Consider the following 19,668-nt stretch of genomic DNA (forward strand, 5'->3'; position numbering starts at 1 on the left):
TCTCCCCCCGAAGGGGGGAGTACCTGACGGCGCAGCCGTCAGGGGAGGGGGGAGCCCAAATACTTTCGTCACCGTAGGAGAGACGACATGGCACACACATTGATCATCAACGGCACGGTTGTCACCGCCACCGAGACGATGGCCGCCGACGTGCTCATCGACGGCGAACAGGTGGTGGCCCTCGCCACTCACGGCACTCAGGACTGGACCGCCGACACCACCATCGACGCCAAGGGCAAGTACGTGTTCCCCGGCGGCATCGACGTGCACACCCATATGGAGCTGCCGTTCGGCGGAACCAACGCCTCTGACTCCTTCGAGACCGGCACCCGCGCCGCGGCTCACGGTGGCACCACCACGATCATCGACTTCGCCGTCCAGGTGAAGGGCGGCTCCGCCATGGGGGGCTACGAGGCGTGGCGGGGCAAGGCCGACGGCAACGTGGCGATCGACTACGGCCTCCACATGATCACCGGCGACATCAACGAGCAGACGCTCAAGGAGATGGACATGCTGGTGGACGAGGGGGTCACCTCGTTCAAGCTGTTTATGGCGTACCCGGGCGTCTTCTACTCGGACGACGGCGAGATCCTGCGGGCCATGCAGAAGGCCGCCGAGAACGGCTCGGTGATCTGCATGCACGCCGAGAACGGCATCGCCATCGACGTCTACGTGGAGCAGGCGCTGAAGCGCGGCGAGACCGACCCCATCTACCACGGCATCGTCCGCAAGAGCCTGTTGGAGGGAGAAGCCGCACACCGGGCGATCGTCCTCGCGGAGTTGACCGGCGCCCCGTTGTACATCGTCCACATGTCGGCGAAGGAGGCGCTGGAGGAGGTGAAGGCGGCCCGGGACCGGGGGCTCAACATCTTCGCCGAGACCTGCCCGCAGTACCTGTTCTTCGACCTGGACAACCTGGGCAACGGGTTCGAGGGCGCCAAGTATGTGTGCTCGCCACCGATGCGCGACCGGGCGGCCGGTCATCAGGAGGCGCTGTGGACCGGGCTGCGCACCAACGACCTCCAGGTGGTGTCCACCGACCACTGCCCGTTCTGCATGGACGAGCATCCCGAGCTCGGCGTGCAGAAGCGCCTGGGTGAGGGTGACTTCTCGAAGATCCCCAACGGCATGCCCGGCGTGGAGCCGCGCTTCGAGGTCATGTTCAACGGCGGGGTCAACGGAGAGCGGATCGGGCTGAACCGGTTCGTCGAAATCATGGCGACCACGCCCGCGAAGATGTTCGGCCTGTACCCGAAGAAGGGCACGATCGCCCCGGGCGCCGACGCCGACATCGTCATCTTCGACCCGAACAAGAAGCACACCATCACCCACGGCACCCAGCACATGCGGGTCGACTACTCCGCCTACGAAGGCATGAAGGTCACCGGCAAGGTGGAGACAGTCCTGTCACGCGGCCGGGTGATCATTGATCAGGGCGACTACAAGGGCAAGCCGGGGGACGGTGCGTACCTTCGGCGCGGGATGAGTCAGTACTTGGTGTGAGGCCTCACCGCGGCCCCTTCGGCGGTGGGATCGACGTCTCTTGCTCACCGCGCAGCACGACCCGCTTGAGGGCCGGGTAGGCCAGGACGCCGCAGATCAGCGTCGCCGCGCCGCCCAGGCCGAAGGCGATCCTCGGGCCCAGATTTTCGCCGATCCAGCCCACGAGCGGACCGCCGATGGGGGTCGAACCCAGGAAGGCCACGGCCCACAGGGCCATGACTCGGCCCCGCATCGCCGGTTCGGCGGCCAGCTGCAAGGTCGCGTTGCCGATGGCGAGGAAGCGGATCGACACTGCTCCCAGGATCACCAGGGACACGAACATGGTTGCCAGGTTGGGCGCCCATGCCGCGGCGAAGTGGACGCCGCCGAAGACAATCGCCGTCCATGCCAGGGCCGTCGCCGGTTGCTTGCCCATGGCTGCGGTCACCAGTCCGCCGACCACCGCCCCGGCGCCCATGAGCACCGACATGGTCCCGTAGGTGCCGGCGTCGCCTTCGAAGGTGAATCTGGCCAGCAGCGGTAGCACCACCTGGAACTCGTAGGCAAGCGTGCCCACCACCGCCATCATGATCAGCGGCACCAGCACCTCCGGGGTGCGGCGCACGTAACGCAGACCGTCCATCAACTGGCCCCGACCCCGCACGCTTCGGGCCTCGCGGTGGAGCATCTCGGGGTTCATCAACCACAGCGCGGCGATCGACGCGGCATAGGTGCCGGCGTTGATGAAGAAGCACGGGGCCATCCCCACGTTGACGATGAGCAGCCCGGCCACTCCCGGGCCGATCACCCGGGCGACGTTGACCACCACCGAGTTGAGGCTCACCGCATTGGTCAGGTTGTCGGCGCCGACCAGCTCGTGGACGAAGGACTGGCGGGCCGGGTTGTCCACCACGTACACGAACCCAAGGCACACGGCCAGCACGTACACCATCCACACTTCGATCCGGTCGGTGGCGACCAGCACGCCGAGGATCACCGCCAGCGCCGACGCCACCACCTGGGTTATATAGAGGATCCGCCGTCGGTCGAACCGGTCGGCGAGCACGCCGCCGAGTGGTCCGAACAACAGCACCGGCAGGAACTGCAGCGACGACACCAATCCCAGTGCCGTGCCCGAACCGGTGAGGTCGAGGATCAGCCACGCCTGGGCGACGCCCTGCATCCAGGTGCCAGACAGCGACACGATCTGACCGATGAAGAACAGCCGGTAGTTGGGGATCTTCAGCGACGAGAAGATGCGCCGGACCGTGGTGAACCGGAAGGTCATCGGCAGGTCCGTCGGAGGCGCATTTGAGGGAGGCTAGGGCAGCGCCGATCCGCCGGATCCTGCGGCTAGAGCCGCAGGCGCTCGACTGGCTGCCGGGTGACCGAAGCGATGGTCTCGAAGTCGCTGTCCACGTGGAGTACGGTCAGTCCCGCTCGCTCGGCTGCGGCGGCGACCAGGAGGTCGGGCACGGCCGGGCCGCGATGCTGGCCCCGATCGGCGAGCAGGGCTTGGACCTCGATGGCTCGGTCTTCGGTCGCCGGGGTGAGGTACTCGACGGGCATGTCGGCGAGCGGCGAGGTGAGCCGCACCGTGCGCTGGTCGTCTCCTGACCTCGCCGAGTATCCGACCTCGAGGAGCGTCACCGAAGCGATACGCACGAGTCCCCTCTCAACACGATCGGACCACGTATCACCGTCGGGGCTGACCTCCACTCTGACGAGTGCCGAGGCGTCGATGAGCCAGCCGCTCATCGGCAGTGGTCCCGCATCAGGGGCGCTCGCGATGGTGCCAGGCGCCCTTCATGATCTCGGGGTCCAGTGCGTCGGCGAAGGTCTCGCTGAAGCGCTTGAAGTCCTCGATGGTGACCTTGCGTCCGCTCGAGGTCCTGGCCTCATTGGCGAGGACCCGGCTCAGGTACTCGTTGCGGGAGATTCCGCGACGCTGCGCCGCCGCGTCGAGAGCGGCGACGACATCTTCGGGGAGTCCACGGATCAGGATGTCGGGCACCGGGACCATGATATCAGTAGATATCAGTCTGAATCCCCAATGACAAGGCCCTCGTGTCGTGGGCCTTCATACCACCCACAGCGCCGTCTGGCGGCCGTCGAGGAAGCGGCAGCGGTCGCCGTCGAACCAGGCGTCCTCCTCCAGCATGAACTGCACCACCTGGTCGCTCCACTCCTCCACCCGCACCCGAGCCTGGAGTTCGATCGACCACGCCGTGTTCGGAAACAGCGGGTAGTTGCCGTCACCGGGGATCGCCTCCTGGCGGTCCCACAGCCCGATGGTCGCCCCGGCGGCGTGGCCGTGGACGCCAATGGGATGGGTGTAGATGAGGCCGTCGATGCCGTCCGCCTGAGCCGCGGCCCGGGTGGCGGCCAGCACCTCGTTGCCGATGCGTCCGGTGGCGAACTGGGCCATGAGCAGGTCCTGGAGTCGGTTGGCGGCGGCGAGTCCGGCGACCAGACCGGCGGGTGGACCGGTCTCGCCGGGGTGGAGGGCGTAGGCGTGCTGCTGCTGGTCGGTGCACAGGCCGGTACGGACGATGCCGAAGTCGATGTGGACCAGGTCGCCGTGGGTGATCACGGTGTCGGCGGGCTTGCCGGCGAAGCCCTCTCGGTGGGTGCCGCCGCGGCGCTGTACCGAGCACGACGGGTGGAACCACGATCCGTACCCGGCGTCGTGGACCACCTGGCGCAGCCACCACTCGACGTCCCTGGTGGTGGTCGTGCCCGGGATGATCACCTCGGGTGACAGCGCCCGATGGAGGAAGTCGTGGGCGATCGCACAGCCTTCGGCCAGGGCGTGCATCTCCTCGGGGAGGCGGGTCTCCAACCAGCCGATGGCGGCGGCCTCGGCGGACACCACCCGATCTCGCAGGCGTTCGGGCAGGGCCGCCAGCATGGCGTCGCGTTCGGTGGCGCTCAGGCCGTCGGCGAGGGCGAAGGTGGTCAAGGTGTTGATACCGATGCGGGCCGGGTCGGCTTCGTCGAGGAGAGTGGCGAGACACTTCCACTGGTCGGGCTCCGACTCCGGATCCCAGGAGCTGGGGAAGGCTTCCCCGACCGGGTAGCGGGCGACGGCGCGGCGGGCGACGGAATCCCCGTCGCGCAGGAACACGAGGATGGTGCGCCGGCGTGCCGTCTTCAGCCACTCGGCGGGGAGCATCGTGGCCAGCACCGGGTCCTCGTTGTACTCCCGGGCGGACAGCACCCAGGCGTCCAGGTCGGCGCGTTCCATCAGCATCGGTATCAGCCGGTCGAGGCGCCGGGCGAGCAGGTCGTCGTGGGTGGCGGTTTGGGCTCTGAGATCCATGCGGCGGATCCTACGGCCCTACCCTCCCGGAATGGAGGTCGTGCGCCACACCGATCCACGCAAGTTCCTCGCCGCCATCGACCGCGGCGACGACGGTTTCGAGGCGCGCAACAACCTGGTGTTCGGCGTCGCCGGCACCCTCATCGAGCGGCCGGGGCTGTACGAGACGTTCCTCCTGTGGACGGTGGAGGCCGATGGCGCCGTGCTCGCTGCCGCCGTCCACACCCCGCCGTGGCGCCCGGCCCTGGCAGACACCGCCGATCAGGATGCCGTTCGCACGCTCGCCGCAGCCATCCATGAGGACATCGGGACCATCGAAGGCATTCTCGGCAACCTGCCGACGGTCGACTGGTTCGCCACCGCCTGGACCGATCTGACGGGGATCGACCCCGAGGTGGTCATGCGTGAAGGGGTCTTCCAACTGGACAAAGTCGCTGAGGTGTCGACACCACCAGGCACCGCACGCTCCGGAACCGCCGCCGACGAGGAGCTGCTGGTCTGCTGGTTCATGGACTTCCTCACCGAAGCCCTGCCTCACGAGTCGCCCAACGAGGAGCATGCGCGCCGGAATGTCCGTCTGCGGCTCGACGACAACCCGACCAACGGGGTGTGGGTGTGGGAGGTCGACGGCGAGGTGGTTTCGCTGAGCGGGTATGGCGGTCCCACCCCCAACGGTGCCCGCATCGGGCCGGTGTACACGCCGCCCGACCTGCGTGGCCACGGGTACGCCACTGCGCTGGTGGCGGCGCAGACGCAATGGCTGCTCGATCACGGTCGGCGGTTCTGCTTCCTGTTCACCGACCTGGCGAACCCCACCTCCAACGCCATCTACGAGCGGATCGGCTACCGGAAGGTCGCCGAGGCGGTGGACTACAAGTTCCAGGTCCCTATCGGCTGACGGTCACGACCGGCACTCGGTGGCGATCTCCAGGATCTCCGTCGAGTCGGTGGGGGCACTGCTGCCGAAGTAGAAGCACAGCTCGCCGCCGGCCTCGGTGTAGCGGTAGTAATGCTCGTTGGCGTTGCTGCCGGCGTTGACCGACGACCCATAGGCCACCTTCAGGTCGGCCAGTGTGTTTCCCACCGTGATGCCGAGCGGGGTGGCCACGTAGCCGGGGGGTCGCTCGTTGCCCTCGGCGTCCGGCAGGGATCCCTCATACCGGATGCGCACGAGGAACTCCGGGGCGTCGGGGTCAGCGGGATGCGGTCCGAAGAACAGGAAGGCGAGGCCTCCGACGAATACGCCACGGATGCCGTTGTCGACCGGGTCGGTGATCGTGTACCACCCGGTGTCGAACTCGTCGTACTGGCCGCGAACCCCATGGCCCAGGTACTCGAACACCTGCTCGAGGACGTCGCCGGCACCGTCACCCAACTCGATCCGATTGCCGTCGTAAGTGATGCTGCGGGTGTTGATGATCCACGCCGCTTCGGCGACGGTGTCGGTCACCGCGACCACCATCGTGAAGGTGGTCGGGTCGGCGAACGAGTTGATCAGAACCTCGAAGGTGCCGCTGGTACCGGGCGAGAATGCACCGGTGTCCTCGTCGGGCTCCACCGGGACGCCATCGGAGCCCCGGACGCTCACATCCAGCTCGGGCGGATCGATCGTGACCGTCAGTGTCTGGGCAAAGGTGAGCTCGATGATGAAGATCTCGGGATCACCGGGGGCTGCGTTGCCGATGATGGTGACCGGCTCCTCGGTGTCTTCGATCTGGCGAGACTGTGAACACGCCCGCGACAGTGCGGCGAGGACCTCCTCGTCGGGCTCGCCGTTCGCCTCCTTGCCGAGCGCGGTCTGGGCGGTCCGTATTGCATCGCCGGTAGCCGACCCGTAGTTGCCGTCGGCAGACAGGTTGCCGTAGCCGGTGCAGGTGAGCAGCCACTGGAAGGCGGCTACGGTCTCGTTGTTGTCGCCGTCGCGGATCAGGGGAGGACCGCCGGGCGGGAGCGTCGTGGTCGTGGTGGGAGGCACCAGGGTCGTGGTGGTCGTGTCCACGGGCGCGACGGTGGTCGTGGTCTCCCCGGCGGTTCCGCCGGTGCAGGCGGCGACCACCAGTGTCAATGAGGCGGCCAGAGCGACCGCTGTGTTGGAGCGTCTCGACATCGACCCTCCCGGTGCCGTGATCGCCAAACCTACACGGTTGCGGGAGCTTTCGGTCCCGTCCCGGTGGACTGACTCAGAGGCCGTCGGGACTCAGCACTCATGTATGCCGATGCGGATGCGCCGTTCGACGAGGCAGACGCGCTCTTCGGACAGGGCCGAGATGCCAACCGGAGCGGCGGCAAGTTCCAGATGGGGGGACTCGTCGTCGCCGTTGGATTGGCCCTCGCCGCATGGGCCTCGATCCCTCAAGGTGTCGAGCGGGCTGCGCCCTGTGTTCGTGCTCACGTCGCTCGTCGTGATCGTCGGCGGCTCGGTGAGCCTCGCGTCGACGTTCTTCGGCGGCTGAATCCGAGAAGCATTAGGCGCCGGCGAGTCCGCTTCGGCTCAGTAGTCGGACAGGTGCCACTGGTAATCGGCAAGTCCGCCGACGCGTCACCTGCATGTGGACCCGACGCGGGCGTGGGTCCAACCGCCCGGGTGGACGGCTAAACGCACGCCACACCACGACTCACGAACCCTCGATGACCTCGTAGATGTCATCGGCGACGAGACCGTGCGCCTCGCGGTGGACCGTCGCGGCCACCTCAGCGCTGGGGGCTTCGACGAGGCAGAAGATCTTCCCCGCCTTCTCATCGACCCAGTAGCTCTTGTAGTCGACGCCGTAAGCGCCTTGCACCTTTAGATCGGCCGCGTGGGCGGCCACACCATCGGCGGCACTCACCGGCCCATCCATGTGGTGGACATCCATGAACAGAGGCATGCGATGCTCCTTTCAGCATTGGTGGTGTGGGTGCCACAGGGACTCAGTGGCTCACGCGGAGCACAGGATTCGGATCCCGATGACAAGCATTCCCCAGGGGGTCGGGGTGACACCCACCTTCTGGCGCACTGTAGGACCATATGAGCGCGTACGCCCGATGAGATGATCGCTGCCCGGGAGGCCGCGGTCCTCCGGTACCCTTCGCCTCCGGAGGTTCCCCATGCATCAGATCACCCATTGGATCGACAACCAGCAGTTTTCCGGCAAGGTGGAGCGGTGGGGTGACGTTTACGACCCCGCTACCGGACTCGTCCAGGGACGGGTGGCCATGGCTACCGCCGACGACGTCGACAGCGCCATCGCTTCGGCGAGGACGGCCTTCGAGTCGTGGCAGCACGCCAGCCTGGCTCGGCGGACCACGATCCTCTTCGCCTTTCGCGACCTGGTGGACCGGCACAAGGACGACATCGCCAAGCTGCTCGTGTCGGAGCACGGCAAGGTGTTCTCCGATGCCCTCGGCGAAGTGCAGCGGGGGCTCGAGGTCATCGAGTTCGCCTGTGGCATCCCCCAGATGCTCAAGGGCGAGTACAACGAGAACGTGTCGACGGCGGTCGACACCTACTCGATCCGCCAGCCCGTCGGCGTCGTTGCCGGGATCACGCCGTTCAACTTCCCGGCGATGGTCCCCATGTGGATGTATCCGATCGCCATCGCCTGCGGCAACACGTTCGTCCTGAAGCCGTCGGAGAAGGACCCGTCGGCGGCCAACTTCTCGGCCGAGCTGTTCGCCCAGGCCGGGCTCCCCGACGGCGTGCTCAACGTGGTCCATGGCGACAAGGTCGCCGTCGACCGCATCCTCACCCACCCCGAGGTCAGTGCCGTGTCGTTCGTGGGATCGACGCCGATCGCCAGGTACGTGTACGAGACCGGTACGGCCAACGGCAAGCGGGTGGCGGCCCTCGGTGGCGCCAAGAATCACATGATCGTCCTGCCCGACGCCGACATGGAACTCGCCGCCGATGCCGCGGTCTCTGCTGCCTACGGGTCTGCCGGCGAACGGTGCATGGCGATCTCGGTGCTGGTCACCGTCGGTGAGGGGACCGCCGAGGCGCTCATGCCGAAGGTGGTGGAGCGCTTGGAGAAGATCCGGGTCGCCCCCGGCATGGAGGATGGCGCCGAGATGGGTCCGCTGGTCACGGCTCAGCACCGCGACAAGGTGGTCGACTACATCGACAAGGGGGTCGAGGAGGGGGCCACCCTGGTCGCCGACGGCCGCAATCTGGTTGGCGAGCAGGACGGCTTCTTTGTGGGTCCGACGCTGTTCGATCAGGTGACCCCTGAGATGACCATCTACAAGGACGAGATCTTCGGTCCGGTGCTCTCCACCGTGCGTGTCGACACCTACACCGACGCCATGGGGCTGCTCGAGGAGAATCCATGGGCCAACGGAGTCGCTTTGTTCACCAACGACGGCGGCGCTGCCCGCAAGTTCCAGAACGAGGCGCAAGTGGGGATGATCGGGATCAACGTCCCGATCCCGGTCCCCATGGCGTACCACTCGTTCGGTGGGTGGAAAGCGTCGATGTTCGGGGACGCCCGCATGTACGGCACCGAAGGCGTCCAGTTCTACACCCGCCTCAAGGTGATCACCAGCCGGTGGCCCGACCCCGCCCACAGCGGGGTGAACCTGGGCTTCCCGCAGATGAAGTGAGGCCAGGAGGCGTTGCCCGTTTCCGGTTGCCGGTTGCCAGGAGAACCGACCGACACCGCTCCCGGGTGTCGGGTGTCGGGCGACGGGTGACCGATGTCTGACCGCGTCGTCGTCGCAGCCCTGGAGAAGTCGGCGGAGGCGCGCGGGCTGCGCTTCGAGTCCTTCAGTCATGGGTGGATAGTCCGGTTGTCTGACGGCGACCGGGTTGCTCGGCTCTTCGGGTACGACTTCGAACTGAACAGCACCACCGCGGCGAAGATCGCCGGAGACAAGGCGGCGACCAGCGCCTTTCTCGCTGATGCCGGCATCGCCTGCGTCCCCCATCATCTTTTCCTGCGGTCGTCGCTGACCGAGTACACCGGGCCGCAGGGCAACTGGCCACGGATGCTGGCGCTGGCCGAGGAGCTGGGATGGGACCTGGTCTGCAAGACGAATTCGGGTACCGGAGGCAACCACGTGTACCGGGTGCGGAACGGCACCGAACTGGAGTCGGCGAGCACTGCCGCCTTCGCCGCCCACCATGCGCTCGCCCTCTCACCGTTCGTCGAGGTGGACGCCGAGTATCGGGTGATCCTGCTCGACGACGAGGCGCAACTGGTCTACGAGAAGGTGCGTGCCGAGGGCGAGTGGCGTCACAACCTCGGTTTGGGGGGTAGCGCCGTGGAGATCGACGACGCCCGACTTGCAGCCGATCTCGTCGCTATCGCCAGCCCTGCCATGGCCGCCATCGGCCTGCGGTTCGCCTCGGTGGACATCATGGCCACCGGGTCCGGCCTCACCGTGTTGGAGGTGAACGCCGGGGTGATGATGGAGTACTACGGCAAGTCATCCGACGAACGGCGTGAGCGGGCCGAAGTCATCTACGATCGTGCCGTCGGAGCGATGTTCGCCTGACACGAGGAGGGACCCTCATGACCATCCAAGATCGACTCGACACAGCCATCGCCGCGCATCCGCTGCTCGAGCACCCGTTCTATCAGGCCTGGCGTGACGGCACGCTGCCCGTGGCATCGCTGACTACCTACGCCGGTGAATACGGGGCGTTCATCGCTGCCATCGACCAGGGCTGGGAGACTGTCGGCGAGTACGACCATGCCGCCGAGGAGCGCCACCACGCTGACCTGTGGGTCGAGTTCGCACGAGCCTTCGGGGCCGAGGTGGGCGAGGCGACCATTCCCGAGGTGTCGCAGTTGCTGGAGACGTCACGGCGCCTGTTCGCCGAGCCCGCCACAGCCTGGGGCGCCCTGTACGCCTTCGAGAAGCAGCAGCCCGGCACCGCTGCGGAGAAGCTCGGCGGATTGGTCGCTCACTACGGGGTGGCCGAGGACGCCGACGCCGCTGAGTACTTCCGGGTCCACGCCGCCGACTATCACGAGGCCGACGGGATCATCACGTCGTTGGAGACCTCACCGGAACTGAATGAGGCCGCAGTCGCTGCCTGTGAGGAGATGACCCAGGCTCTCTGGGACGCTCTCAGTGGAGTCATGGCGGCCTGAGGGCCGTTCGATGCGATACGCCGTCACCGGAGCCACCGGCTTCATAGGTACTGCCTTGACCCGGCGACTGCTGGCCGACGGTCATGAGGTGGTTGCGCTCGTCCGTGACCCGGAGGCGGCAGCCGCGCTCGCTGGGATCGGTGCCGAGCTCCGACAAGGCGACATCCTCGATGCCGGGTCGGTGCGCCGGGCGGTGGAGGGAACCGACGGGGTATTCCATCTCGCTGCCTGGTATGAGGTTGGCCGTCGCAACCCGCGCGCCGTGCAGATCAATGTTGGCGGGACCGAGAACGTGCTCCAGGCGGCATGGGATGCCGGTGTGTCGAAGATCGTTCATACGAGCAGCCTCGCCGTCTTCTCAGACACGGCGGGCAAGGTCGTCGATGAGTCATACCGTTTCGAAGGTCGCCACCTCAGCGAGTACGACCGGACCAAGTGGATGGCGCACTACGAGGTGGCGGTGCCGATGGCGAAGCGAGGGACCCCTGTGGTGATCGTGCAACCGGGCGCGGTGTATGGGCTGGGTGATACGAGCGGAATCGGTCGCTGGATTCGGGCCTTCGTGCGTCGCAAGCTGCGGTATCTGCCTGCCGGCAACGCACTGTGTTGGGGCCACGTCGACGACACGGTCGACGGTCACGTTCGGGCCATGGAGCGGGGCAACCCCGCCGAGGCGTACATCATCGCTGGCCCGCCGCACACCGTGGTCGAGGCGTTCGACATCGCTTCACGGGTCAGTGGCATCCCGACCCCCCGCCTCCGCGTACCGGCCGGTCCGGTAAAGGCGATGTCGCGGCTGCTGACACCGCTGGCGCGCGTGATACCCCCGCTGGCTGGTCCTGCCGAACTTACCCGGCTCGCTGGTTCCACCTACTTGGGGGACTCATCGAAGGCCGAGCGCGAACTCGGATTCACGGCCCGGTCCCTCGAGGAAGGCTTCGGCGAGTTCCTCCCAAGGCTGATTGCTCACTCGCTCGGTGCGGGCGAGTAGCCCCGGAAGACGCCTCACGTTCAGCGCCTCCGGCCGATAGGTCCCTGCCAGGTGCTTTCAGACGCAGTGTCCTTGACAGCTACATACTGAGTATGTAATACTCCCTACATACCGAGTATGTAAGGATGGCGGTGGGTATCAAAGAGGGCTTGCTCAGCCTCCTCGCCAATGGGCCGGCACACGGCTATCAGCTCAAGGTCGATTTCGAGTCAGCGACGGGCGAGGCGTGGCCACTCAACATCGGTCAGGTGTACACCACGCTCCAGCGTCTCGAGCGCGACGGACTGGTCGAACTCGTCGAGACGGATGGGGACGGTCGCCACATCTACGCCATCACACACGCCGGTAGTGCGGTCCTGGGCGAATGGATGCTGTCACCGGTGGAACGCACGGTGACCAATCGGGATGACATCTCGATGAAGCTGCTCTTGGCGATGTCCGCTGGAGTGGTCGATCCGCTGGCGGTCATTTCTGTGCAGCGCAATGCCACCATGAGCGGGCTTCAGGACTACACACGGCTCAAGTCGGATGCCGACCCCGCCGACCTCGCCTGGCTCCTTCACGTCGACCGGCTCATCCTGCGCGCCGAGGCCGAACTCCGCTGGCTCGATCGCGTAGAAGAGCGCCTCGTCAGCCGCTCGGCTCGCACCGAAACGACCACGACCGAGGCGCCCAGCCTCGCAACACAGGGAGACACCACATGAACGACTCCACAACCCCCGTGCTGTCGATGCGGCGCATCGGTCGCACCTATGGCCGGGGGGCACAGCGCATCGACGCCCTCGTCGACTTCGAACTCGACGTCGCTGCCGGCGAGTGGGTTGCGATAACCGGCCGCAGCGGCTCGGGCAAGACCACGGTGCTCAATGTCGCCGGCGGGCTCGATGAGCCCACCACCGGCACGGTGATGGTCGAGGGCCAGCATCTCGGCGACCTTTCGCCCAACCAACTGGCCAGGCTCCGCCGCCAGTCGATCGGGTACGTGTTCCAGGACTTCAACCTGCTGCCGACGCTCACTGCTGCCGAGAACGTGGCGCTGCCGTTGGAGCTCGACGGCATGAATCTGCGAGAGGCTCGCCAGTACGCCGAGCAGTCGCTCAGCGATGTGGGACTGGGGGCGATGGTCGACCGGTACCCCGACCAGATGTCGGGAGGCGAACAGCAACGAGTGGCCATCGCCCGCGGCCTGGTCGGGCCGCGTCGCCTGTTGCTCGCCGATGAACCCACCGGCGCCCTGGACGACATCACCAGTGAGACCATCCTGGCGATGCTGCGTGCGCGCTGCGATGCCGGTGCCGCCGCCATCATGGTCACCCATGAGCCTTCCTTCGCCGCCTGGGCGGACCGCGTGGTGCGGCTTCGAGACGGCCATATCGAAAGCATCACCATCGGATCGTCCATTCCTCCCAGCCTCGCCGAGATCCGCTGATGCAGGCACCCGAGATACGGTCGCTGGCGCGCCTGGCCCGGCGCACTGCTCGCCGCCAATGGAAGCGCACCGCCCTCATCGTGGCTCTTGTCGCATTCCCGGTGGCGGCGGCCCAGGTTGCGGCCGGCATGATCGCCGCCGGCAAGATCTCGCCCGAGGAACGCACCGCGCACGAACTTGGCCAAGGGGACTTTTCGATCACCACGGTCATGGGCGACTCGGATCTCGACGAGTGGGTGGCGGAGCAGATCGCGGCCGCATCCCCGGAGGCAGAGACCGTCCGCTATCGGATGGCCTGGTTACGAATCACAGGGCCGGAGGGCCGCGGTAGCGGCGAGGTCAGCGATCGGTCGCTCGACGACCCGCGGCTGGCTGGTCGGGTGGGACTCGTCGAAGGTCGAGCCCCCCAAGCATCGGGCGAGATCGCCATCGGCGACTCACTGGCGACCCTCATCGGGGCCCGAGTGGGTGACGTCGTCTCAGTCGAGGGCCACGATATGGTGGTCGTCGGCCTGACCCGCGACGTGCTCTATCGGTCGTCCCTGTCATCCGTGGTGTCGACCGGCGACATGGACGTCCTCGCGGGAGGCGACACCGCCTGGGCGGTCGAGACGCGGGTGGTGGTCATGACCCCAGAGGCGGCTCGGGTGGCGGCATGGATCGACCAAGAGTGGCAAGCACGCAGACTCGACTACCTGCCAGAGCCGGCGGTCAGTCCCAAGCCGCTCGCATTGCGCGATCTGAGCGACGACGCCTACCGGCGGCTGACTGCCTCCGAGATCGAGCAGCTGATCGCGCTGTCGCCTCGCCTCGACTTGTGGGAACTCGAGGAGCGAGCCTTCACAATGCTCAACGATCGAGGTGGCTGGACGCCGTCCCCTGAGGTGTGGACGATGCACCCATCGGAGTTCGCCTGGTACGACGACGGATTGGCCGCGGCACCGGTCACCATGGGGACGGCGATCGCCGCCCTGCTCATGCTCGAGGTCGCCCTCGTCGCCGGCGCCGCCTACGCCACCGGCGCCCGTCGCCGTCTGCGCGAGCTCGGGCTGATGTCAGTGAACGGCGCCACCGTCACCCACCTCCGCTGGGCTGTGGTGGGTGAGGGCCTCGTGGCTGGCGTTCTCGGCGCTGGCCTGGGAACTGCCGTCGGGACAGTCGCCATGACGGCGGGACGCCCAGTGATGCAGAGCTTCGTCGATCGACTCATCACCTCGTTCCCACTCGACCCGTTGGTGATGGCGACCACTGCCATCGTTGGTGTCGTCGGGGTGACCCTGGCGGCGTGGGTGCCAGCGCGGACCGCGGCCCGGGTTCCCGCCACCACGGCGCTGCAGGGCCGGATGCCGTTGCAGGTTCCGGCGCGCTGGGTGGTTCCGGCCGGTGTCGGGACCGCGGCCTTCGGGGCGTTTCTCCTGGCTGTCGCCCGAACCGCCTACGGCGCCTCGGGGGCACTCCAAGCCGGGCTGGCCGTCGCCATCATGATTGCCGGTTTCGCCCTCCTCAGCGGTCCGATGGTCGCCGCCATGGGCAGGCGCGCCGACCGGTTCGGAGTCGTCACGCGCCTAGTCATTCGTGACGCGGCGCGCCAGCGCACGCGGGCGGCAACGGCGGTGGCCGCAATGATGGTGGTGCTCGCCGCGCCGATCGTGTTGGCCGTGTCGATCCGGTCCGAGGAGGCGCGCATGAGCCTCTACGGCCTGCCGGGCGACACCCGACATGTATTCGTGACCGACGAGTTCCGCGACACCGACGCGGCCCGTGGTTTCGAGTCATATGTAGACGAACTGGCCGCCATCATTCCGGGAGCGCTGCGGGTGGGCATCACCCGCTATGACGGTCGGGGGCATCTGTCGGAGGTGGTGCCCCCGCGCGACGAGGGCCTTCCGTTCTCTGAATCGTCCGTCCACATGGGTCTCGCCGCACAGACTCCAAAGCTCCTTGCGGCGCTCAAGGTCGGAACGGATCCCGCCGATGTGATCGTGCTCGGCCGCACCAATCGCACGGTGGACGTGGTCATCGGCACGACCACCCTGGGAGCCACCGAGGTACCGGCGGCGGTGGTCCAGTGGTGGTTCCCCCGGGTCCTGCTGTCGGAGTCGGCGGCGGCGGACCTGGGTTTGCTCGTGGCTGACGATGCCGTGCTGCTGGTCAGCCCCGCACCGCTCACCGATCGCCAGCGGCTCGAGATCGGCCAGGTGAGGATCGCGGTTGGCCTGGAGTGGGTGCCATCGCTGTCCGCTGATCAGGTCCTGCTGATCGGCGGAGGTGTTGCCCTGCTGGTGGTGCTGATCATCAGCGGGATGGTGACTGCACTGTCTGCGACCGAATCAGATCACGACCTCAGAGCGATGGTGGCCGTCGGAGCGCCACCTCGGATGCGGCGGTCCTTCCTGGGTCTGCAGGGCGGGTACTACGCACTGTTTGCCGCCGTACTGGCCACCCCATTGGCGCTGCTGTTCATGAAGGTGGCCGCGGGAGACGGGTTCTCCTCGGCCGGGCCGTTCGGTATCATCCCGGCGGGCTTCATCGTGATTCCCTGGCTGATGGTGCTCGCGGTGGCCGCTGGGGTGCCGCTGGTGGTCGGACTAGTGACCGCATTGGGAGTGCGCTCAGCACCGACCATGCCCCCGAAACGGGTGGGATGACTGTCTAGGGGTCCTGCAACATCGCGATGGTTGCCTGAAGATCAGCGATCGGACGGATCTCGGCGTGGCCGAGAGGGACGATCGGTGCCAGGCCGCGGGTGACCGCGCCGGCCGAGTCGGCGTCGACCACCCAGTAGAAGGTGTGGGATGCGGCGATCACCCACGAGCCGATCACCGTGGCACCGGCCTTCTCCATGGCGGCGTCGACGCTGCCGAACGTGTCGGCGAGGGCAGGCGGATCCGCGAAGAGGCAATCCTTCGGTTCGTGGATGTGGGTGATATGAAACAGCACGAGCTAGGACGCTAGCGGTTACCCGTCGCCCGATGCCCGTTCGTGACTCTCCTGCGTGAACCGTGAACCTTGAACCGTTGGCTACTCTCTGTTTGTCGAAGGGGAGTATCCCCACGCACGCTGCCCGTCATCACGGTCACACGACCCGGGCTCGTGGTCCCCTCGGGGGCGGGAGAGACCTTCGGTTGATACGGAGTGGATCAGCCGTTGGGAGCGCCCGTGATAGCCAGCATCGCCAGACTCGCCGGAGAGACCGAGGCGACTCCGAGGTTCTTTGCCGATCTCGAGGTCGAGCTATGGCACTGGATCGCCCTCCTCGTCCTCATCGCTGTCCTTCTGGTGGTCGATCTGCTGGTCATCCACCGCGAAGCCCACGTCATCTCCATAAAGGAGGCGTCGATCGAGTCGGCGGTGTGGATCAGCATCGGACTCGCCTTCACCGGAGTCGTCGCCTGGCTCGCCGTCGACGGGGATGCGGGGAGGGCTTCGATGGAATACCTGTCCGGGTTCCTCGTCGAGAAGTCGCTGTCGATTGACAACGTCTTCGTGTGGGCCGTCATCTTTGGCTACTTCGGTGTACCCCGTGAATACCAGTTCCGGGTGCTGTTCTGGGGCATTTTCGGGGCCCTCGTGCTGCGGGGAGTGTTCATCGCCGGCGGGGTCGCGTTGATCAACGCCTTTGACTGGATCCTCTACGTGTTCGGTGCGTTCCTGCTCTACACGGCGTGGAAGATCTCACACCACGACGACTCCAAGGTGGTCGCCTACGAGAAGAGCATCGTGATGAGGGCGGTGCGCCGTCTCGTCCCCAGTACCACCGAGTACGACGGGCAGAAGTTGTTCACCAAGGAGAACGGCAAGCGGCTGGCGACACCGCTGTTCGCCGTGCTCATCCTCATCGAAGCCACCGATGTCGTGTTCGCCGTCGACTCGGTCCCCGCCATCCTGGCGATCAGCCGGGAGACCTTCATCGTGTACTCCTCCAACGCCTTCGCCATCCTCGGTCTGCGCGCCCTGTTCTTCCTGCTCGGGGGCATGGCGGGCCGGTTCCGGTTCCTCAACGTCGGCCTCGGCGTGATCCTGTTCTACGTCGGTATCAAGATGATCCTGGTCAACGAACCCGTGGGATGGCATCCGCCAACCTATCTGTCGCTCAGCATCATCGCGTTCGTCCTTACCGTCGCCATCTGGGCGTCGGTGTGGGCCGACAAACGGGACCCGGTGTCGGCCAAGATCCCTAAGGTGGACGGCTAGCCGTTTCATCCCGGCGGGATGCTCCGTGCTAAACCTATGGGTTTGGCGAAGCGCAGAGGGGTACCGGCACCATGGAGTTCGGAGTCGTCCTTCAGACCAACCCGCCGTCCTCGCGGGTCCTCGACCTCACCTCGTACGCCGCCCAACGCGGCTTCAGTCACGCGTGGACCTTCGACTCTCACGTCCTTTGGCAGGAGCCGTTCGTCATCTACAGCCGGATGCTCGCCGACAACCCGGACCTGATCGTGGGTCCCATGGTCACCAACCCGGGCACCCGGGATTGGACGGTGATCGCCTCGCTCTTCGCCACGCTCGACGAGATGTACGGGGCGCGCACCATCTGCGGGATGGGAAGGGGTGACTCGGCGATGCGCTACATCGGCAACAAGCCGATGACCCTCGCCCAGATGTCCGAGTCGATGCAGGTCATCAAGGGGCTGTGTGCCGGCGAGGAGGTCGACTACAACGGCCGGAAGCTACGCATCCCGTGGATCGAAGAGCCCCACGACCTCCCGATGTGGGGTGCCGGATACGGCCCCAAGGCGCTGACTCTCATCGGCGAGGAATGCGACGGCTTCATCCTCCAGCTCGCCGATCCGTATCTGGTGGAGTGGACCACCAAGTTCGTCAAGGATGCCGCCAAGAAGGCCGGCCGCAATCCGGACGACATCACCATCTGTGTCGCCGCGCCCGCCTACGTGGGCGACGATATGGACCACCAGCGGGATCAGGTGCGCTGGTTCGGCGGAATGGTGGGCAACCACGTCGCCGATCTCGTGGCTCGCTACGGAGACGACGCCGAGATGGTGCCAGCGGCGCTGTCCGACTACATCAAGGCTCGAGAGGGCTACGACTACGACCATCACGGCAAGGCGGGCAACCCCTCCACCGACTTCGTCCCCGACGAGGTTGTGGACCGGTTCTGCGTGCTCGGCACCCCCGATAAGCACATAGCGCGGATGCAGGAGCTGCGTGACCTCGGCGTCGATCAGTTCGCCATCTACCTGATGCACGATGCCCAGGAGGCGACGCTCGATGCCTATGGGGCGGAGATCATTCCGGCTTTGAACGGCTCATAGCTCATAGCTCATGGCTCAGACAGGCTCTTGCGTTGAGCGTTGAGCGTTGAGCGTTATCCGAGGGAAGCGAGCGCTCGCTCAACCGCTTCCGCGGCGCGTTGCCAGCGGACGCTGCTGGGCATCTGGTGGGCCACGCCGGTGACCACGATGGGCTCGACGCCGTAGGCACTCGCCAGTTTGGTCCCCTCCTTCACCGAGAACAGGCGGTCGCGGTCGGCGATGACGACGGCGACCGGTGTCTGCACGAGCTGAGGTCGGGCGCGGGTGACGAACATCATGTCCAGATAGGCGAGGTAGGACTCGCCGCCGGTACGAGCCACCATGTCGGCGACCTGCGCGTCGGTGGCGTCGTGGTCCATGAGCATCGACTTGACCGGGCCGGGGGAGTCCATCGCCTTGCCCAGGTCGAGCATCAGGTTGGCCTGGAGGAACTTCAGTGGATGGCGGCGCGCCGTGCGAGCCGTGGCCTTCCACACGCCGCCCAGGGGTACCGGGGCCAGCAGCACCGCTCCCGGAAGCGTGCGGTCCTCCAGGTAACGCTGGGTCACCAGCGCCCCCATCGAGTGTCCGACGATGATCGGGGGCCGGGGTAGGTCGGCGACCGCCGCCGCCAGGTCGTCGACGTAGTCCTTGATCCGGGTGCGTCGCAGCGACTTCGGGCCGCCCCTGTCGCCGTGATGACGCAGGTCGAAGGCATAACCCTTCCAACCGCGCTCGGCGAACCACGGGATGAAGTGGTCGTGCCACACCCAGGCACCACCCCAGGCCCCATGCACGAACAGCAACGGGGGACGCTCGTCGGAAATGCCCTGGACTGCGGGCTCAGTCTGAGTCTCGGTGGTCACACCCAAAGGCTAGGGCTGAGAGGGGCGAGGGGCGAGGGGGCGAGAGAAGGCGCGCTCTCTCCTCCCCCGAAGGGGGAGGTGGCGGCGACCGCAGGTCGCCGACGGAGGGGGAGGCCAGACGCGTCGCGACGCCTGCGTAGCGTTCGCCCTCCCCCCTCCCCGCCGCTCGCTTCGCTCCCGGCGGTACTCCCCCCTTCGGGTGTTGATTCGCGCGAGAGGGTGGACGGTTCATGGTTGGTTCCGGGTGTTGGG

At 66.7% G+C, this 19,668-nt stretch carries 19 protein-coding genes; 11 read left to right on the top strand and 8 right to left on the bottom strand.

All coding sequences use genetic code 11. The features are described 5' to 3' along the window. The first annotated feature begins 87 nt into the window (after positions 1-87). The gene (hydA, locus tag WEA29_05135; protein ID MEX2323137.1) at positions 88-1,503 is read left to right on the top strand and encodes a dihydropyrimidinase; all 1,416 of its coding nucleotides are present in this window, start codon (positions 88-90) and stop codon (positions 1,501-1,503) included. A 4-nt stretch (positions 1,504-1,507) separates the two neighbouring features. Here the strand turns inward: hydA and WEA29_05140 are convergent, their stop codons facing one another. The 4 genes from WEA29_05140 to WEA29_05155 all read right to left on the bottom strand — a co-directional run bounded on the left by WEA29_05140 (position 1,508) and on the right by WEA29_05155 (position 4,804). After that, positions 1,508-2,770: an MFS transporter gene (locus tag WEA29_05140; GenBank protein MEX2323138.1), complete on the bottom strand. Its 1,263-nt coding sequence runs from the start codon at positions 2,768-2,770 to the stop codon at positions 1,508-1,510. A 65-nt stretch (positions 2,771-2,835) separates the two neighbouring features. Beyond that, positions 2,836-3,240 (bottom strand): PIN domain nuclease, encoded by a 405-nt coding sequence (locus tag WEA29_05145; protein MEX2323139.1) that lies wholly within the window; start codon positions 3,238-3,240, stop codon positions 2,836-2,838. Between the two features lie 16 nt (positions 3,241-3,256). After that, a complete protein-coding gene (locus WEA29_05150; protein ID MEX2323140.1) occupies positions 3,257-3,496 on the bottom strand; it encodes an antitoxin in 240 nt (79 codons plus the stop codon). Between the two features lie 66 nt (positions 3,497-3,562). After that, a complete protein-coding gene (locus WEA29_05155; GenBank protein MEX2323141.1) occupies positions 3,563-4,804 on the bottom strand; it encodes a M24 family metallopeptidase in 1,242 nt (413 codons plus the stop codon). Positions 4,805-4,835: 31 nt separating this feature from the next. On the opposite strand from WEA29_05155, the gene WEA29_05160 reads away from it, so the two are divergent. Next, a complete protein-coding gene (locus WEA29_05160; protein MEX2323142.1) occupies positions 4,836-5,702 on the top strand; it encodes a GNAT family N-acetyltransferase in 867 nt (288 codons plus the stop codon). A gap of 3 nt (positions 5,703-5,705) precedes the next feature. Here WEA29_05160 and WEA29_05165 read toward each other — a convergent pair whose 3' ends face one another. Both WEA29_05165 and WEA29_05170 read right to left on the bottom strand, forming a co-directional pair. Beyond that, entirely contained in the window at positions 5,706-6,911 is a 1,206-nt protein-coding gene (locus WEA29_05165; GenBank protein ID MEX2323143.1) for a peptidoglycan-binding domain-containing protein, read from the bottom strand. Between the two features lie 508 nt (positions 6,912-7,419). Next, the gene (locus WEA29_05170) at positions 7,420-7,671 is read right to left on the bottom strand and encodes a nickel-binding protein (GenBank protein ID MEX2323144.1); all 252 of its coding nucleotides are present in this window, start codon (positions 7,669-7,671) and stop codon (positions 7,420-7,422) included. A gap of 220 nt (positions 7,672-7,891) precedes the next feature. Between WEA29_05170 and WEA29_05175 the strand changes: the two genes are divergently transcribed. From WEA29_05175 to WEA29_05205, 7 genes are all read left to right on the top strand, one after another. Then, the gene (locus WEA29_05175; protein MEX2323145.1) at positions 7,892-9,382 is read left to right on the top strand and encodes a CoA-acylating methylmalonate-semialdehyde dehydrogenase; all 1,491 of its coding nucleotides are present in this window, start codon (positions 7,892-7,894) and stop codon (positions 9,380-9,382) included. Positions 9,383-9,475: 93 nt separating this feature from the next. Next, complete coding sequence (locus tag WEA29_05180; GenBank protein ID MEX2323146.1) at positions 9,476-10,276, top strand: hypothetical protein; 801 nt, start codon at positions 9,476-9,478, stop codon at positions 10,274-10,276. Positions 10,277-10,293: 17 nt separating this feature from the next. Further along, positions 10,294-10,878 (top strand): hypothetical protein, encoded by a 585-nt coding sequence (locus tag WEA29_05185; protein MEX2323147.1) that lies wholly within the window; start codon positions 10,294-10,296, stop codon positions 10,876-10,878. Positions 10,879-10,888: 10 nt separating this feature from the next. Beyond that, positions 10,889-11,869, top strand: a complete 981-nt coding sequence (locus WEA29_05190) for an NAD-dependent epimerase/dehydratase family protein (GenBank protein ID MEX2323148.1) — start codon at positions 10,889-10,891, stop codon at positions 11,867-11,869. A 131-nt stretch (positions 11,870-12,000) separates the two neighbouring features. Then, the gene (locus WEA29_05195; GenBank protein MEX2323149.1) at positions 12,001-12,573 is read left to right on the top strand and encodes a PadR family transcriptional regulator; all 573 of its coding nucleotides are present in this window, start codon (positions 12,001-12,003) and stop codon (positions 12,571-12,573) included. Further along, positions 12,570-13,298, top strand: a complete 729-nt coding sequence (locus WEA29_05200; GenBank protein ID MEX2323150.1) for an ABC transporter ATP-binding protein — start codon at positions 12,570-12,572, stop codon at positions 13,296-13,298. The genes WEA29_05195 and WEA29_05200 overlap by 4 nt, the downstream gene beginning before the upstream one ends. Beyond that, on the top strand, positions 13,298-15,946 hold the full coding sequence (locus WEA29_05205) for an FtsX-like permease family protein (GenBank protein MEX2323151.1): 2,649 nt from the start codon (positions 13,298-13,300) through the stop codon (positions 15,944-15,946). Before WEA29_05200 ends, WEA29_05205 begins: the two co-directional genes overlap by 1 nt. Before the next feature lie 4 nt (positions 15,947-15,950). On the opposite strand, the gene WEA29_05210 is transcribed toward WEA29_05205, so the two are convergent. Next, complete coding sequence (locus WEA29_05210) at positions 15,951-16,238, bottom strand: DUF3303 family protein (protein MEX2323152.1); 288 nt, start codon at positions 16,236-16,238, stop codon at positions 15,951-15,953. Positions 16,239-16,457: 219 nt separating this feature from the next. On the opposite strand from WEA29_05210, the gene WEA29_05215 reads away from it, so the two are divergent. Both WEA29_05215 and WEA29_05220 read left to right on the top strand, forming a co-directional pair. Beyond that, on the top strand, positions 16,458-17,492 hold the full coding sequence (locus WEA29_05215; GenBank protein ID MEX2323153.1) for a TerC family protein: 1,035 nt from the start codon (positions 16,458-16,460) through the stop codon (positions 17,490-17,492). Positions 17,493-17,563: 71 nt separating this feature from the next. Then, complete coding sequence (locus WEA29_05220; GenBank protein MEX2323154.1) at positions 17,564-18,571, top strand: TIGR03842 family LLM class F420-dependent oxidoreductase; 1,008 nt, start codon at positions 17,564-17,566, stop codon at positions 18,569-18,571. Between the two features lie 53 nt (positions 18,572-18,624). Here the strand turns inward: WEA29_05220 and WEA29_05225 are convergent, their stop codons facing one another. Continuing rightward, positions 18,625-19,416, bottom strand: a complete 792-nt coding sequence (locus tag WEA29_05225; GenBank protein MEX2323155.1) for an alpha/beta fold hydrolase — start codon at positions 19,414-19,416, stop codon at positions 18,625-18,627. Between the last annotated feature and the right edge of the window lie 252 nt (positions 19,417-19,668).

It is taken from the genome of Acidimicrobiia bacterium (assembly GCA_040902765.1).
Lineage (GTDB): Bacteria > Actinomycetota > Acidimicrobiia > Spongiisociales > UBA11373 > DATKBG01.

What these genes read in the sequence shown, in the direction of transcription:
- hydA (MEX2323137.1), top strand. Translation starts at nt 88, where the DNA reads ATGGCACACACATTGATCATCAACGGCACGGTTGTCACCGCCACCGAG.
- WEA29_05140 (MEX2323138.1), bottom strand. Translation starts at nt 2,770, where the DNA reads ATGACCTTCCGGTTCACCACGGTCCGGCGCATCTTCTCGTCGCTGAAG.
- WEA29_05145 (MEX2323139.1), bottom strand. Translation starts at nt 3,240, where the DNA reads ATGAGCGGCTGGCTCATCGACGCCTCGGCACTCGTCAGAGTGGAGGTC.
- WEA29_05155 (MEX2323141.1), bottom strand. Translation starts at nt 4,804, where the DNA reads ATGGATCTCAGAGCCCAAACCGCCACCCACGACGACCTGCTCGCCCGG.
- WEA29_05160 (MEX2323142.1), top strand. Translation starts at nt 4,836, where the DNA reads ATGGAGGTCGTGCGCCACACCGATCCACGCAAGTTCCTCGCCGCCATC.
- WEA29_05165 (MEX2323143.1), bottom strand. Translation starts at nt 6,911, where the DNA reads ATGTCGAGACGCTCCAACACAGCGGTCGCTCTGGCCGCCTCATTGACA.
- WEA29_05170 (MEX2323144.1), bottom strand. Translation starts at nt 7,671, where the DNA reads ATGCCTCTGTTCATGGATGTCCACCACATGGATGGGCCGGTGAGTGCC.
- WEA29_05175 (MEX2323145.1), top strand. Translation starts at nt 7,892, where the DNA reads ATGCATCAGATCACCCATTGGATCGACAACCAGCAGTTTTCCGGCAAG.
- WEA29_05180 (MEX2323146.1), top strand. Translation starts at nt 9,476, where the DNA reads ATGTCTGACCGCGTCGTCGTCGCAGCCCTGGAGAAGTCGGCGGAGGCG.
- WEA29_05185 (MEX2323147.1), top strand. Translation starts at nt 10,294, where the DNA reads ATGACCATCCAAGATCGACTCGACACAGCCATCGCCGCGCATCCGCTG.
- WEA29_05190 (MEX2323148.1), top strand. Translation starts at nt 10,889, where the DNA reads ATGCGATACGCCGTCACCGGAGCCACCGGCTTCATAGGTACTGCCTTG.
- WEA29_05200 (MEX2323150.1), top strand. Translation starts at nt 12,570, where the DNA reads ATGAACGACTCCACAACCCCCGTGCTGTCGATGCGGCGCATCGGTCGC.
- WEA29_05205 (MEX2323151.1), top strand. Translation starts at nt 13,298, where the DNA reads ATGCAGGCACCCGAGATACGGTCGCTGGCGCGCCTGGCCCGGCGCACT.
- WEA29_05220 (MEX2323154.1), top strand. Translation starts at nt 17,564, where the DNA reads ATGGAGTTCGGAGTCGTCCTTCAGACCAACCCGCCGTCCTCGCGGGTC.